The sequence below is a fragment of the Candidatus Magnetaquiglobus sp. genome, assembly GCF_058402785.1.
The window spans coordinates 15,649-30,534 of sequence record NZ_JBZVFG010000016.1 but is presented as its reverse complement, the minus strand read 5'-3'; the positions used below and the strand labels follow the sequence as shown (position 1 = coordinate 30,534).

Here is a 14,886-nt window from a genome sequence, read left to right as displayed (position 1 = left end):
CTTAAATATCAGGAGAATCAGTCATGAAATTGGGTATCAACGGCATGGGGCGGATTGGCAAGCTCTCCTTGTGGACCCATGTGGCGCGCAAGCGTTTTTCCGGAATCGTGGTCAATCTGGGCCGTGACGTGGGTCAGAGTCTCTCCGATCTGGCCCAGACGGTGGAGAAGGACAGCACCTACGGACGCTTGACCCAGTATCTGCACGGCGTGCGCGGCGAACGGGTGATCGAGAATCTCGACGAGGCCAAGGGAACCATGACCATCGACGGGATTCCCGTGCAGTTCCTGCGGCATGGACGCAACCCCAGGGAGATCGGCTGGCGCGATCACGACGTGCAACTGGTGGTGGATTGCACCGGCGTCTTCATCGATCCGACCGTCTCCGCCGACGCCGGCAACGGCTCGCTGCGCGGTCATCTGGAGGCCGGAGCGCGCAAGGTGATCCTGTCGGCTCCCTACAAGATCAAGAGCACGGGGCTCTCCATGCCCGGCGACGCCGTGACCACGGTGATGGGGATCAACGAAGAGGTGTACGATCCGGGCAAGCACGCCTTGATCTCGGCGGCTTCGTGCACCACCACCTGCCTTTCGTTCATGATGAAACCGCTGATGGACCATTTCGGCGTGGATCGGATCCTGTCGGCCTCGATGGTGACCGTGCACGCCTCGACCAGCAGCCAGACCGTGCTCGATGCCGTGCCGCTGGCCGGAGCCAAGGATCTGCGCAAGAGCCGCAGCATCATGAACAACATCATCCTCACCACCACCGGCGCGGCCAAGGCGTTGCGTCTGGTGCTGCCGGACATGAAGGATGTCGGATTCATGGCCGAGTCGGTGCGCGTGCCGACCACCACCGGTTCGCTCACCATCCTCACGGTGAATCTCCAGTCCGAGAGCCGAGAAACCCCGATCAACCGCAACGACATCAACGGCATCTACCGCGAAGCGGCCCTGGGGCCCTATCGGGGGTATCTGGCCTATACCGAGGAGCAGAACGTCTCTTCGGACATGATCGGTTTCCCCAAGGCGGCCACGGTGATCGAAGCCCAGGAGACCCACACCCGTACCGCCTTCATCCGCTTGAATCTCGACCGGGTTCCCGGACTCTCCCCGGAGATCCTGGAGACCCTGGCCTCCCTGCCGAAGCACATCCTGGAGGCTCCGGTGACCCAGGTGGTGGTTTACGGCTGGTACGACAACGAACTGGGCAGCTATGCCAACATGCTCGGTGATCTCACCGAGCACATCTCAGCCCGGATGGTGTGATGCGGTGAAGCATGCGGGGTTCTTGGAGGACCCCGCCCTCTTCCGGAGGGGCGCGACGCTCCGGATCATTCAACAATGAGGGAGGGTGGTCGATGGATATGTCTCAAGGAAACGAGGGCGAAGGGATTCCGGTCGAACTGGCGCCGATCATGCGCGGGGATGGTTCGATGCGTTACGACATCATCTGTGGCAAACGGTTGGAAATGGTCCTCCCGCAGGCGGTCCACCAGGATCCGGCGCTCCAGGTGATGGTCGAGCTGGTCGATCGGGGGATGTTTCATCCGTTGTGCGAGATTTTCGGCAACATCGGTCTGGAGCGGTTCATCGACGCGCGCAAGGCGTTGGAGGCGGCGGCGCGTGATCCGCGACTCGCCAGCGAACCGTTTGGCCCCTCGGTGCGTCGCTCGCTGACGCAGACCGTGGTCGCCATGAAAGAGCGTGAACCCAAGGCGCGCGCCGCCGAACATCTGATCGCCCAGTCGGATGCGGTGGATCAGCTCTCCCGCGAGATGTTGACGTTGGACTCCCGTTGCGCGGTGGCCGGAGAGTCCCGGCGTCGGCAAAGCTCGTGTCGTCAGGAGTATTGGCGACTGTGGGAGCTGGCCTGGGCGGTGCGGATCTTCTCTCCCGAGGAGAAGGTGATCGAATCGCTCGAGAAGATGTATGCCCGCTATCCCTGTCTGGAGTTGCGCGAGGGGGAACGGCGCAAATTGCAGTTGCCGGGGGGTTTAAGGGATCCGCGGTTGCAGGAAGAGGGTGCGGTGGAGTTGTGGTGATGCGGATCGGGTCGGGGATCGTCGCGCCCCGGCCCGCCTGTCATGTCCGGAGAGGATTCGTCTTCCTGATGCGTCGTTGTCGATCCTGAGCGGTCATCCCTGCGTGGTCTGTTGGCGCGCGGTTCTGGAAACGCCATGCCCGAGTCGCGCGTCATCACGATTTTTTGAGTTCAACAAACCATCATAACGGCATAAGAATTGCTTGTTTTCCTGGAGGTTAAGGATCCTCAAGATCCACACCATTCATGGTGGCCATTTTTTGCAATGGGATGGATTCATGGGCTGGGATGCTCTATCATGCGTTAATTCAACGTGCTTCGAATCGCAACCGAAAAGAAGGATTGACGTGGATGGGACACAATCTCTACCTGTTGGTGCGCAATCTGGCTCTGTTTCTCGGCGGATTCTGTCTGGTCATTTTTCTTCAGCCCTTGCTCAAATACGTTGAATCCTCCAACTGGCCTCAGGCCGAGGGCACCATCGTGCAGTCCGACATGCGTCAAGATGGGGCGATGTTGTTCGATCTGCTGCCTCTTTACCGGGTAGAGATCGTTTATCGTTTCAAGTCTGGTGACACCGAATATCTGGGCACGCAACTCGATTCCGATCCCCAGGCCACGTTGTTTTTGTTCGAGCGGTTCGCCCGGGTCACCGTGGATCGTTATCCGGTCGGCAAGACGGTGCAGACCCATTACAATCCCAACAATCCCGCCGAGGCGTTCATTGCCCGTTCGGTCATTCCTGGGCTTGGTTTTTTCTGGGTGATTGGATCGTTGGTGATTTTTCTGGTGGCGGCGATCATCATGTGGAACAAAGCGCCGTTGGAGGATGCGCTGGAGAAGACCTTCAACAAATCCTTGCGGCCCAATGGTCGGGATCGTCAGGAGATTTTCAAGGGGTGTTATCCCAAGGCGGTCTACAATCCGCCGCCGTTGCAGCCTGGGCCGGAGAATCGGTCGTAACGTGCATGATGGGGCATTGGGCTCCGGTCGTTCGCAAAATGTGACTATTCAGCACCCCCATTATTGCAGGGGACGGGGGCCCGCGAGTTCCCCGGCAGAGGTTCGGAGACGGAGGGGTCTCCGAGGTTTGGTTTTTGACTGTGGCTTTTTAGCGCGCTCTTCTCAAAGAAGCATTTTGCGCGTCTTTTGCACTGTGGCCTTGCGGGAAACGACGCATCTCAAAGTAGACGCGGTTTAAAAGCGCGCAAAAGGCAAAAAGGGCCATTGGTCCCTGGACCCCGCCCAATGCAGGGGTCCTGAATCGTCACCTGCCCAGATCCCTCACCGCTCTGTCATCGCCACCCGGAACCCCACCGCGCCACTGCGATAATCCGGTTGATAATCATGCCGATTGGCCACCCGCACAAAAGCCGCGGCATTGTTCCAACTCCCGCCCCGCAACACCCGACTCCTGCCCCGCTCCGGTCCAACGGGATCCAGAACCACCACACCCGACTCATACCGACCCTGCCAGTCGGCCACCCACTCCCAAACATTGCCCAGCATGTCGTGCAACCCCCAGGCGTTCGGCGCCAACTGCCCCACCGGATGGGTCCGCTTCAGGGCGTTGCCCTGGTCATATCCAAACCAGGCATGCTTCTCCATCAACCTCCCATCATCCCCCCAGGGACGAAGGGTGGTCGTGCCGGCACGGGCCGCATACTCCCACTCGGCCTCGCTGGGGAGTCGATAGAGCCGCTCCTTTTCGCGAGCGTTGAGAAGGCGCAAAAACTCCTGAGTATCCTCCCAACTGACATTCTCCACCGGCAACCGCATGCCGACGAATTGCGACCGCTGCGACCCCATCACCGCCAACCATTCGGCCTGGGTCACCTCGTATCGACCCAGATAAAAGGAGCGGGTGATCTCCACCGCATGCGCCGGGGTCTCCACCGCCACCGCATCCGGGTCCACGGCGGGATCCGAACCCATGATGAAACGTCCAGGGGGAATGCGCACCAGTTCCATGCCGATGGTGTTGACGATGACCGCCTCGGACTCCGCATGCACGCCGTTCGACCAGGTTCCGGCCAAAAGGAACGCGATCGCCAACACCCGCCAGGCGAATCTCCCCTCAAAAGCTTCCACGACGCATCAACTCCTTGAGCTGCACGGCCAACAAACCGATGGCGAAAACCAGAATCGCCAGAAAGATGTTGCCGATCCCGAGAATGAACAGGCTGAGCAGCTTGGTGGCCAAGGCCCCGACCAGACAGAACGCGGACAGAAGCAGACAGAAAAGACTGAGCAGAATGTAGATCTTGATCGGGTTGTAATAGAGGATCGCCTCGATGATGTATTGCAGGGTGCGCAGGGTATCCCGAAAAAGACGCACCTTGCTCGAACCGATGCGGGAGTGATAATCGATCGGCAGATGATCGATGAAACGACCGGTCATCTGATAGGCCATGGTCAGGGAGGTGGTGAAGCTGAAGGTGTTGCACAGCCGAGGCAGATAGGGAAGAATGGTTTTTCTGGAAAAGATGCGCAAACCGGAGTTGACATCCGGCACCGGCTGCCCGGTGGTGAACTCCACCAGCATGCGCAACACGGCCCGCAGCGGCGACTTGAGGCGCGACTCCCGATAGTGGGGACCGGTCCGTTGTCCCACCACCATGTCGAATCCCTGCTGATAGCGCTGCCACAGATCGCCGACCCGCTCGATGGGATAGGTGCCATCGGCATCCAGGATCACCACCGTGTCGTGACTGGCGGCGAGAATCCCCTTTTTCAAGGCGTTGCCGTAACCACCCGGCTTGGGATGGCGGATCACCCGCGCCCCCTGACGTTGTGCTTCCTCGCCGGTGGCATCGGTCGAGCCATCATCCACCACGATCACTTCCGCCGGCTCCAGGGCGTGTTGACGGGCCACCGCCTGACATTTGCCCACGGTTTCGGCAATGGCGGCAGCCTCGTTGAGTGCGGGAATCACAAAACTGATCATCTCTTTCTGACCACCAGCATGAGGGATTGACCGAAAAGCCCCCGAGTCAAGGGGGTGAGCAGTCTGGAGATGGGCAGCAGATACCGCACGAAAAAGCGGATCTGGGCATTGCAGCCCGCGCCATCCAGATCATCATGGGCGATGAAGTTGTTCAATCCCCAGCCGAAGAATCCCACCGGATTGAAGAAATCGATCCGGATCACCTCTGCCGGCTGTCCGGAAAAGAGCGCCAGCAGGTCATCCCGGCCATAACGGCGCTGATGATGGGCCAGCCGGTCCAGATCGTTGTAAAGGAAGGTATGTGCCGGCACCTGGATGAGCAGATGTCCACCCGGTTGCAACAGCTCCAGCAGATGGGTCACCGCCTGGCGATCGTCGGGCACATGTTCGAGCACGTTGCAACAGAGAATGGAGCGCACCCGCCCCACCCCGGCCAGGGAGTCCCGATCGGCGATGTCGGCGGAAACGAAGCGCAAATCCGGATAGGTCCGCGCGGCTTCGGCCACGGCCTCGGGATCGATGTCCAGACCGGTGTAGTCGCCGATGGCGGCCAGATCGGGCACGAAACCACCATGTCCCAGCCCGATCTCCAGAATCGGCCCCTGGAGATGGGGTCGGAAGGTGTCCAGAATCCAGCGCGCATAGGTTGTGGCTTCGGCCACCGCCGAAGAGTAGGTCGCGGAAGAGGCGATGACCGTCATGCGGACTCCTTGTCCGGGAGAGAAGGGTTGGATGGCGCCACGACCGGTTGTTTCCAGGCGATCCAGCCGTTGTACGCGATCTGCCAGATCAGGAATCCGAGCAGGGGTTGAATGAAGATCGAGGTGGCGCGCAGATAGCGATCCATGGGAGGTTCGACCAGGACCACCAGCAGGGTCAAGGGGAGAAAGGTGGTGAGCGCCACCACGGACAGCACCCCCAGATGGTGATCACCCTGACTGGGAAAGCGGTTCATGCCGGTTTTGAGCGCCAGGTAAAGACGCCACAGCACGAGCAGAAACAGGATCGTCAAGGTGTACTCGGAGAGGATGAGCCGATCGCTGACGTAGATCAACGACTCCACCACCCCGGTGACCACCCAGCGCAAATAGTCGCCGGGATGGATCAGGATCAGCTCGCGCGACAGCCGGGAAAGCGCGGCGTTGACGCGCACCGGATCCGCGCCGTGCAGTTGTTCCGCCGCCGGGACGGTGATTCGCCAGATGTATTCGTTGTAGTGGCGCCAGGCGCCGGCGGGATGGATCCGATAGCCGAACACCAGACGTTTCTGATCGTCGCCGGGTTCGGGGCGCGGCGGATTCTGACCGATGCGGTGCAGGATCGCCTCGGCGAGGGGTCGGCTCTCCGGGGAGAGATCGGGAAGCGTCTCCCGGGTCAGTTGCGGGGTGGTGAGCCCCACCAGGTTGTAGCCGCCAAAGGAGACCAGTCCGAAATGGCCCACCACGATCAGGCGCAGCAGACAATAAAGGAAGAACGGCGCGATGGCGACCCAGAGATGGGTTTTGAGTTTTTGTTTGAACAGCAGCCGATCCATGCGGAATCCATCGATCGGGCCGCGGATCCACGACAGCAGCATGCCGAGCATCGGAACGATGAGGATCATGGGCAGATAGCTGGGCCGCATGTGGTAGCTGGCCGCCGTGCAAAGGCCGAGCAGGAGCCAGAGGAGCGGGTTTGTTTTCAACGGTTTGGCATGGATGAACAACAGCAGCGCCACCGTGAGCACCACCAGGGAGAGGGCCAGGGAGTCGGTGGCGATCTTGGCGAAGAAGGTTTTGAGGAGCAGGATCGGCAGTACGGCGCAAAGGGCGCCGGCGGCGGGGAGTCCGAAGCGGATCAGGGCGAAATAGAAAACCGTTCCCGTCAGGAGTTGGGCGAAGAACTGGACCGCGGCAATGCCGTGCTCGGAGCCGAACAGGGCCAGATGGGCACGCAGATAGAGGGGATAGCCGATGGTGCGGATCGAGGAGAGCAGTTCAACCCAGTCGAGGGGCGCGGCGACGAAATCGAGATAGTTGTCCTTGGTGGGTTTGTTGACCAGATGACCGGTGCGCCATTGATACCAGGCGTAGAGCGTGACGGTCAAAAGCAGCAACAGCGTGGGCAGATGGTCGCGTAACACGCGCGGGGAGCGTTTCATTCTGGCGGCCTGTCAGCGGGTCATGGCGAGGGTGGGGTGATCGCATCGGTCTGGAGCATCGATGAAAAAGTGCGCGTATCATCGCATGGATTTACGTTAATTCAAACGCCTTTGTCAAGGTCGCCCGCTCGACGTTGCGGCATGGCTTCAGCCTGATGATTTCTCCTGGAGGGCGGTAGCGTCGCAGGGTTGAATCGTGTTATGGTAACGTTCGAAAGCGCTGTTTGGTGCGTGCCGAACACCCTTTCACCCACAACGGACCCACCCAACGATGGATCACGAGACCAATCCGGCGAAACAGGCAATGGAGATGACGGCAATTTGGCAGGCAGCGCGCGCGCTGATCCAGGAACAGCTGGCTCCTCCTGTTTTCGATATGTGGATCAAGCCGTTGCGTCTTGGCCGAGCCGACGATCCCCAGCGCATCGAGATTCTGGCCAGCAACGATTTTTCCGCCAGCTACGTGCGGGATCACTACGGCGCCCTGTTGACCACCGCCTTCTCCTCGGCGCTCGGCCAGGGAGCCCGCCTGCTGTTTCACGTCGATCCGGATCCGCCGGCCCGACAGGTCGAGGAGTCCCCCGTCCCGCCACCACCACCCACCGGCGCCCGGTTCGGGGTGGATGGACGCTACACCTTCGAGAACTTCGTGGTCGGGAGTTGCAATCAATTCGCCCATGCCGCTGCGGCAAGGGTGGCGGACGCGCCTGCGACCGCATATAATCCGTTGTACATCCAGGGGGGGGTGGGACTCGGCAAGACCCATCTTCTGCATGCCATCGGCAACGCCCTGCTGCGCGCCCGACCGGAGAGCAAGACGCTCTACATCACCTCGGAAAAGTTCATGACCCAGTTGGTGGACTCGTTGCGTTTCAAGCAGGTCCACAACTTCAAGGAGAACTTCCGTTCCGTGGATGTGCTGCTGGTGGATGACATTCAGTTCATCGCCGGGAAAAAGGCCACTCAGGAGGAGTTTTTCCACACCTTCAACGCCCTCCAGGAGGCCAACAAACAGATCGTCATCTCCTCGGACAGCTATCCGGGCGAGATCGAACATCTGGAAGAACGGTTGCGCTCCCGGTTTTCGCAAGGATTGGTGGCGGATATCCATCCCCCGGATCTGGAAACCCGCATGGCGATCCTGAAAAAAAAGGCCGCCGTGGAGGGGATGGAGCTGTCCGACGATGTGGCCTTCTTTCTGGCCGAGGCGATCCAAAGCAACGTGCGCGAGCTGGAAGGGGCCCTGATCCGGGTTTTTCTGCTCGCCTCCCTGGAAAAAGAACCGGTCACCCTGTCGTTGGTGCGGGAGTCGTTGCGCGGCACGTTGCGGCGTGGGGAGCCGCGTCTCTTGTCGATGGACAAGATCATCGAAACCGTGGCCGCCTATTACAAAATCCGCCCGTTGGATATACGGTCGGACAAGCGGGCCAGACGTTTCAGCCATCCGCGCCAGGTGGCGATGTTTTTATGCAAGCAGTTGACCAAGGCCTCCTATCCGGAGATCGCCCGGGAGTTCGGGGACCGCAACCACACCACGGTGTTGTATGCCGTGGACAAGATCGCCTCCCAGCAACAGGTCGATGTCGATCTGGAGCAGGCGGTCGGAACCCTGGCGGGCATGTTGCGCAAGTGAGTCATGGATCAAGTAGGATGTTTTTATAATAGCGGGTCTTCTGAATTAAACCGCGTCTATTTTGAGAGGCGTCGTTTCCCGCAAGGCCACCGTGCAAACTACCAGAGGGATAATCCCCCTGGACCCTTGCTAATGGAACGACGCATCCCGTGATGGGTGCGGTTTAAAGTCAAAAGCAAAACCGTGGGAGAGGAATCTCCCAGACGCTCTCTTTATTCTTCAACGGTAAAAACGACACATTCCAGACTGGATGCGGTTTAAACCGGGATTGATTGAAACAACGACGACAAGGCGGTTAAAAATGGAATTTTTCATCGACCGTGACCCTTTTCTGAAAGTTCTGGCGCGCATTCAAAGCGTGGTGGAGCGACGCAACACCATGCCGATTCTCGGCAATGCCCTGCTGGAGGTGGCCAATGGCCAACTCACCGTCTCCGCCACCGATCTGGAGGTGTCGCTGCGCACCGTGACACGGGTCGAAAGCGTGGTGGAAGGGGCGATGACCGTCGGTGCACGGGTGTTGTTCGACGTGGTGAAGGAGCTGCCCGCCAAGGCGATCCGGTTGCGCGGCGAGGGTGAGCGGCTGCTGTTGACCTGCGATCGGGCCCGCTTCGATCTGGCCACCCTGCCGGCGGCGCAGTTTCCGCGCATCCCGGACGCGGACGGGGAGTTCCGTCTGGCGATCCCCCGCGAGCAGCTGATCGGCATGCTGGAGCGAACCCAGTTCGCCATGTCCACGGACGAAACCCGTTACGTGTTGAACGGCATCTTCATGCAGGTGACCGCCGCCACCGAGGTCGATCAGCCGGGTCGGATCCGCATGGTGGCCACCGATACCCACCGCATGGCCATGGTCGAACAGTCCCTGGAACACGCCGTACCGGAAAATCGGGAGGTGATCCTGCCGAAAAAAGGGATCCATGAGATCCGAAAGCTGCTCGAAGAGGACGATTCGCCTCCAGAGATGATTCTTGGCGAAACCTACGCCCAGCTGATCAAACCCGATCTGACCCTGGTCACCAAGGTGGTGCAGGGACGGTTTCCGGATTGGCGCCGGGTGGTCCCGACCGGCAATACGGTGCGACTGACCACCACCCGCGAGGCGTTCCATCAGGTGGTCAAGCGCATCTCCACCCTCTCCCACGAAAAATCCCTCGGGGTACGGCTCTCCATCGAGGAGACGCGCATGCGCATCGTGACGGTCAGTCCCGAGCAGGAGGAGGCCGAAGAGGAGATGGCCGTCACCTTCGACGGTCCCAGTCCGTTGACCATCGGCTTCAATGCCCGGTATCTGCGCGAGATTCTCACCGTGATGAACGGCGAGACCGCCCAGTTCGCCCTCAAGGACGACGAATCCCCGGTATTGGTGTACGATCCGGAGCGTGGCGATGCGTTGTTCGTGTTGATGCCGATGCGGGTGTGATGGCTGGTGTCGCGGGTTCGGGATGGGGATCGTTTCCGTGGTCCGCGACGGACGAAAGGGTCCCGCGACGGACGAAAGGGTCCCGCGACGGACGAAAGGGTCCCGCGACGGGCGGAATGGTTTGAAATGACCGGATCAAGTGGGTTTGCATGCATCTGGAATCGCTCCGTCTCAAGGATTTCCGCAACATCTCCGAGGCCCATTTGACCTTTTCCCCTGGCCTCAATCGCATCATCGGCGCCAATGGTCAGGGAAAGAGCAATCTGTTGGAGGCCGTGGCGTTGTTGGCCAACGGTCGTTCGTATCGCAAGGCATCCGCTGCGGTCATGCGGCGTTGGGATCGGCCCTGGTTTCGGGTGAGTGGCGCGGCGCGGGCGGGCGGCATGCGGCGCGCGTTGGATGTGATCGGCGAGTCGGGTCGGCAGGTATTCCGTCTCGACGACAAGCCGGTGGAGTCGGTATCCGGCATGGAGCGGGTATTGGTGGCCGTGGTGGTCACCCCGGAGAGCGCCTTGTTGGCGCGTGGTGCGCCGGTGGAGCGGCGTGCCTTTCTGGACTGGGTGATCTTTTCCGCGGACCGGCGTCATGGGGTGGAGTCGCGGGAGTATCAGATCGCCGCGCGGGCGCGGCAGCAGGTGTTGCGCGGGGCGGGTGATCTGCGCGAACTGGACGCCTGGGAGGCGCAGTTGGCGCGGTTGGGGGCGCGCATCGGTCAGCGGCGACAATGGGCGATGGGTCATTTGGCGCGGTGGTTGCCGGATCATCTGGAGCGGCTTGGTTTGGATTCCGGTTTGTGCGCGGTGGCGTTGGTGGGGGAGAGTGCGGAGGTTTGTGCGCGGGAGGGTGAGGTTGAGCGGGTGGAGGCGGCGTTGCGCGAGTCATTCATGCGCGTGCGTGCGCGGGACCGCGATACCGGACAGACCGGGGCCGGGCCGCAGCGGGATGATCTGGAGTTGCGGTTATCCGGTCATCTGGTGGCCCGTTACGGGTCGCGGGGCCAGCAGCAGCGGTTTGCGTTGGCTTTGAAGTTGGCCGAGGCGGATTGGTTGGAGGAGATGATCGGGGAGGCGCCGTTGATGGTTCTGGACGATCCGGCGGCGGAGTTGGATCCCGAGGGGGCGCGGGCGTTGATGCAGGTGTTGTTCGGGCGGGGGCGGCAGGTATTCGTGGCCGCGCCGGTGATGGATGGATTGAGGTGGCCGGGTGGGAGTGAAGATGAGGTGGCGGTGGGATTTTCCGTGACGGCGGGAGTGGTTGCGAAGCTGGTTTGACTGTTGCGGGGGACGGGGGCCGAAAGCCCCCGAAGATGGTGAGCTGATCTCACTGTTGCGGGGGACGGGGGGCCGAAGGCCCCCGGTGGAGGTTCGGAGGCAGCGCCTCCGAGGTCTTTTTTTTGACTTTTCCTTTGTTTTTGATTTTATTTTCTATTTTCGTTTTTTTCTTTGGCGCGCTTTACAAAAAAAAGCGATTTTCACGTTTTTTGTGAAAATCGCTTGCGCGCAGCCTTGGAAGGTGAGTCGTTTTGCGTTTTTGGCAAAACGACTCACCTTCGCCTTGCCGTGAAACAGGTCGCCAGAGGCGGCTCATGTTCTGACGAGCGATTCTCCATGAGGCCGAAGGCTCTGCCTCCGTACTTACAAACCGGGGACGATCATCGCCCCCGGTCCCCCGTGGGAAATGGACGTACACGAATCACCGCCTTAATGAAGGAACCCCCGCATGACCACGACGGACGAAAACGATATCCCGGCCAACGCCAGCTCCGAATACGGCGCGGATAGCATCAAGGTCTTGAAAGGATTGGAAGCGGTCCGCAAACGGCCCGGCATGTACATCGGCGATACCGACGACGGCACCGGCCTGCATCACATGGTCTTCGAGGTGGTGGATAACGCCATCGACGAAACCCTGGCCGGCTACTGCGATCGGATCGACGTGATCTTGCGCGTGGATGGCTCGGTGACCGTGCGCGACAACGGACGCGGCATTCCCACGGATATCCACCTGGAAGAGGGACGCTCTGCCGCCGAGGTGATCATGACCGTGCTGCATGCGGGTGGCAAGTTCGATCAGAACTCCTACAAGGTGTCGGGCGGTCTGCACGGGGTGGGCGTGTCGGTGGTGAACGCCCTTTCGGAACGACTGGAGCTGACCATCCGCCGCAACGGCGAAAAATGGCATCAGGAGTACCGGGATGGCGACCCGGTGGAGCCGATCCGTCGCATCGGCACGGCCAAGAGCACCGGTACCGAGGTGACCTTCCTGCCCAGCCGGCAGGTGTTCACGGATGTCACCTTTTCGTTCGATATCCTGTCGCAACGGCTGCGGGAACTGTCGTTTCTGAACTCCGGGGTGAATATTTTCATTCGTGAGGATGCCACGGAAAAGGAGCATCACTTCCATTACAAGGGAGGAATCCGCTCGTTCGTGGAACATCTGAACCGGGCCCGCACGCCGATCATGACCCCGCCGGTCTGCTTCACCGAAACCAAGGGGGTGATCCAGGTGGAGGCGGCGTTGCAGTGGAACGACTCCTATCAGGAGAACGTCTACTGCTTCACCAACAACATCCCGCAACGGGACGGCGGCACCCATCTGATCGGTTTTCGCTCCGCGCTGACCCGCGTGCTGAATCAATACGCCCTGACCACCGGACTCTTGAAAAAAGACAAGGGGGCCACCCTGGCCGGCGAGGATTGCCGCGAAGGGTTGACCGCCGTGCTGTCGATCAAGGTGCCGGACCCGAAATTCTCCTCGCAAACCAAGGAAAAACTGGTCTCCTCCGAGGTGCGGCCCGCAGTCGAAAGCGTGATGGCGGACCACCTGACCACCTATTTCGAAGAGCATCCCCAGGATGCCAAACGGATTCTCGGCAAGGCGGTGGAGGCGGCCACGGCCCGCGAGGCGGCGCGCAAGGCCCGCGAGTTGACCCGACGCAAGAGCGCGTTGGAAATCTCCTCCCTGCCCGGCAAGCTGGCCGACTGCCAGGAGAAGGATCCAGGCTTGAGCGAACTCTATCTGGTCGAGGGGGACTCCGCCGGCGGGTCGGCCAAACAGGCGCGGGATCGCAAGTTTCAGGCGATCCTGCCGTTGAAGGGCAAGATCCTCAACGTGGAGAAAGCCCGGTTCGACAAGATGCTCTCTTCCGCCGAGGTCGGCACCTTGATCACTGCGCTCGGCACCGGCATCGGCGCCGAGGAGTACAACATCGCCAAGCTCCGCTATCACCGCATCATCATCATGACCGACGCGGACGTGGATGGCTCGCACATCCGCACCCTGCTTCTGACCTTCTTTTTCCGGCAGTTCCCGGAGATCATCGAACGGGGTTATCTGTACATCGCCCAGCCGCCGCTCTACCGGCTGGCGCGCGGCAAGACGGTCCGTTATCTCAAGGACGAGGAGTCGTTGGTCGAGGTGCTGCTCGAGGGTGGACTGGAGGGGGTGGAGCTGATCACCGGTCCGGGGGAGACGTTGACTTCGGTCGAGACGTTGAACCTGGTGCGGGACGCGCGGCGTTATCAGGTGACGTTGGAGCGTCTGGCGCGGCGTTTCGACCGGCGGGTGCTGTCCGCCGCAGTGGAGCGGGCCCAGGTGACCGCGGACTCCCTGGCGAGCGCCGAAGAGGCGACCCGGACCGCCGAACGGCTGCGTCGGGCGTTGGAGGACGAGGCCGGAGCGGATCGGTTGACCGTGTTGGTGGAGCTGGATGGCGAGAGCGACATGGCGGCGTTGGTGATCCGGCGCACCATTCACGGCGTGCCGGTGGATGCGCGCTTGGATGGCGAGTTGATCCGGTCGCCGGAGTATCGGGACATGTCGCAGGTGGTGCGGCGCATCACCGAACGGTTGGGCGCGGGCGCCCGGTTGCGCAAGGGGAGCACGGAAACGCCGGTGGCGGATCTGGAGGCGCTGTTGAGCCAGGTGATGGCCGAGGGTCGCAAGGGGTTGACGATCCAGCGGTACAAAGGCTTGGGTGAGATGAATCCCGAGCAGTTGTGGGAGACCACCATGGATCCGACGGTGCGCACCCTGTTGCAGGTGCGGGTCGAGGATGCCATCGAGGTGGATACGGTCTTCACGACGTTGATGGGGGATGCGGTGGAGCCGCGCCGGGAGTTCATCCAGTCGAATGCGTTGAATGTGGTGAATCTGGATGTGTGACAAGCGGTAGCCGACAGGCTCCCAAGACCCAAGAGGCCCCCATGGCATCCCCCGATTTCGAGACCCCCCTGGGTCCGTACTGGCTGCAAACAGACGCCGGCTCGATCTTGGCCCTGAGTACGCAACCAACGCCCGATTCGGCGGATCCCGCCTTGCGCCAGCAGGTGGCCGAATGGCTGGATGCCTATTTCAAGGGGATTTTCCTGGCTTTGGATGTACTGCCCCTCGCGCCACGGGGTACCCCGTTTCAGCGTCGGGTCTGGGAGGCGCTGCGGGAGATCCCTCCGGGCCGGATCGAGAGCTATGGTGCGCTCGCCAAACGGATCGACGCCGCGCCTCGCCCCGTGGGCGCGGCATTGGGTGCCAATCCGGTCCCGATCCTGCTCCCCTGTCACCGGGTGGTGGCCTCAGATGGCGCGTTGCGGGGATACAGTGGCCGGGGTGGGCTGGAGAGCAAACGGTTTCTGTTGCGATTGGAAGGGGTTGAGGTCGCCAAGTGATCGCGGCCTGTCTGCTCCCGGATCCGGCGGTTGCGG

General features: G+C 61.2%; 12 protein-coding genes. 8 read left to right on the top strand and 4 right to left on the bottom strand.

The features are described from left to right. Positions 1-23 precede the first annotated feature (23 nt). The 3 genes from ACV4UY_RS07520 (at position 24) to ACV4UY_RS07510 (ending at position 3,006) form a co-directional block, all read left to right on the top strand. Positions 24-1,268, top strand: a complete 1,245-nt coding sequence (locus tag ACV4UY_RS07520; protein ID WP_491606993.1) for a type I glyceraldehyde-3-phosphate dehydrogenase — start codon at positions 24-26, stop codon at positions 1,266-1,268. Between the two features lie 92 nt (positions 1,269-1,360). Next, a complete protein-coding gene (locus ACV4UY_RS07515) occupies positions 1,361-2,044 on the top strand; it encodes a hypothetical protein (RefSeq protein WP_491606992.1) in 684 nt (227 codons plus the stop codon). A 350-nt stretch (positions 2,045-2,394) separates the two neighbouring features. Continuing rightward, positions 2,395-3,006, top strand: a complete 612-nt coding sequence (locus ACV4UY_RS07510; protein WP_420906210.1) for a DUF3592 domain-containing protein — start codon at positions 2,395-2,397, stop codon at positions 3,004-3,006. 321 nt (positions 3,007-3,327) lie between these two features. On the opposite strand, the gene ACV4UY_RS07505 is transcribed toward ACV4UY_RS07510, so the two are convergent. From ACV4UY_RS07505 to ACV4UY_RS07490, 4 genes are read right to left on the bottom strand one after another with little or no spacing between them, the layout of a single operon-like run. Then, entirely contained in the window at positions 3,328-4,134 is an 807-nt protein-coding gene (locus ACV4UY_RS07505) for a formylglycine-generating enzyme family protein (protein WP_491606991.1), read from the bottom strand. Next, a complete protein-coding gene (locus ACV4UY_RS07500; RefSeq protein ID WP_491606990.1) occupies positions 4,121-4,990 on the bottom strand; it encodes a glycosyltransferase family 2 protein in 870 nt (289 codons plus the stop codon). The genes ACV4UY_RS07505 and ACV4UY_RS07500 overlap by 14 nt, the downstream gene beginning before the upstream one ends. Next, a complete protein-coding gene (locus ACV4UY_RS07495) occupies positions 4,987-5,691 on the bottom strand; it encodes a class I SAM-dependent methyltransferase (RefSeq protein ID WP_491606989.1) in 705 nt (234 codons plus the stop codon). Before ACV4UY_RS07495 ends, ACV4UY_RS07500 begins: the two co-directional genes overlap by 4 nt. Beyond that, positions 5,688-7,130 (bottom strand): hypothetical protein, encoded by a 1,443-nt coding sequence (locus ACV4UY_RS07490; RefSeq protein ID WP_491606988.1) that lies wholly within the window; start codon positions 7,128-7,130, stop codon positions 5,688-5,690. Before ACV4UY_RS07490 ends, ACV4UY_RS07495 begins: the two co-directional genes overlap by 4 nt. A gap of 310 nt (positions 7,131-7,440) precedes the next feature. Between ACV4UY_RS07490 and dnaA the strand changes: the two genes are divergently transcribed. The 5 genes from dnaA to ACV4UY_RS07465 all read left to right on the top strand — a co-directional run bounded on the left by dnaA (position 7,441) and on the right by ACV4UY_RS07465 (position 14,850). Then, the gene (dnaA, locus tag ACV4UY_RS07485; protein ID WP_491606987.1) at positions 7,441-8,763 is read left to right on the top strand and encodes a chromosomal replication initiator protein DnaA; all 1,323 of its coding nucleotides are present in this window, start codon (positions 7,441-7,443) and stop codon (positions 8,761-8,763) included. 301 nt (positions 8,764-9,064) lie between these two features. Beyond that, positions 9,065-10,186, top strand: coding sequence for a DNA polymerase III subunit beta (gene dnaN / locus ACV4UY_RS07480; protein WP_491606986.1), 1,122 nt, complete (start codon positions 9,065-9,067; stop codon positions 10,184-10,186). Between the two features lie 149 nt (positions 10,187-10,335). Further along, positions 10,336-11,457 (top strand): DNA replication/repair protein RecF, encoded by a 1,122-nt coding sequence (gene recF / locus ACV4UY_RS07475; RefSeq protein WP_491606985.1) that lies wholly within the window; start codon positions 10,336-10,338, stop codon positions 11,455-11,457. 448 nt (positions 11,458-11,905) lie between these two features. Beyond that, on the top strand, positions 11,906-14,350 hold the full coding sequence (gene gyrB / locus ACV4UY_RS07470; RefSeq protein ID WP_491606984.1) for a DNA topoisomerase (ATP-hydrolyzing) subunit B: 2,445 nt from the start codon (positions 11,906-11,908) through the stop codon (positions 14,348-14,350). 41 nt (positions 14,351-14,391) lie between these two features. Continuing rightward, on the top strand, positions 14,392-14,850 hold the full coding sequence (locus ACV4UY_RS07465; protein ID WP_491606983.1) for a methylated-DNA--[protein]-cysteine S-methyltransferase: 459 nt from the start codon (positions 14,392-14,394) through the stop codon (positions 14,848-14,850). Positions 14,851-14,886 lie beyond the last annotated feature (36 nt).

Bases quoted from the DNA above. Each gene is read 5' to 3' on its own strand.
- ACV4UY_RS07500 (WP_491606990.1), bottom strand. From the start codon at position 4,990: ATGATCAGTTTTGTGATTCCCGCACTCAACGAGGCTGCCGCCATTGCC.
- ACV4UY_RS07510 (WP_420906210.1), top strand. From the start codon at position 2,395: ATGGGACACAATCTCTACCTGTTGGTGCGCAATCTGGCTCTGTTTCTC.
- recF (WP_491606985.1), top strand. From the start codon at position 10,336: ATGCATCTGGAATCGCTCCGTCTCAAGGATTTCCGCAACATCTCCGAG.
- ACV4UY_RS07495 (WP_491606989.1), bottom strand. From the start codon at position 5,691: ATGACGGTCATCGCCTCTTCCGCGACCTACTCTTCGGCGGTGGCCGAA.
- ACV4UY_RS07490 (WP_491606988.1), bottom strand. From the start codon at position 7,130: ATGAAACGCTCCCCGCGCGTGTTACGCGACCATCTGCCCACGCTGTTG.
- ACV4UY_RS07520 (WP_491606993.1), top strand. From the start codon at position 24: ATGAAATTGGGTATCAACGGCATGGGGCGGATTGGCAAGCTCTCCTTG.
- dnaA (WP_491606987.1), top strand. From the start codon at position 7,441: ATGACGGCAATTTGGCAGGCAGCGCGCGCGCTGATCCAGGAACAGCTG.
- ACV4UY_RS07515 (WP_491606992.1), top strand. From the start codon at position 1,361: ATGGATATGTCTCAAGGAAACGAGGGCGAAGGGATTCCGGTCGAACTG.
- gyrB (WP_491606984.1), top strand. From the start codon at position 11,906: ATGACCACGACGGACGAAAACGATATCCCGGCCAACGCCAGCTCCGAA.
- dnaN (WP_491606986.1), top strand. From the start codon at position 9,065: ATGGAATTTTTCATCGACCGTGACCCTTTTCTGAAAGTTCTGGCGCGC.
- ACV4UY_RS07465 (WP_491606983.1), top strand. From the start codon at position 14,392: ATGGCATCCCCCGATTTCGAGACCCCCCTGGGTCCGTACTGGCTGCAA.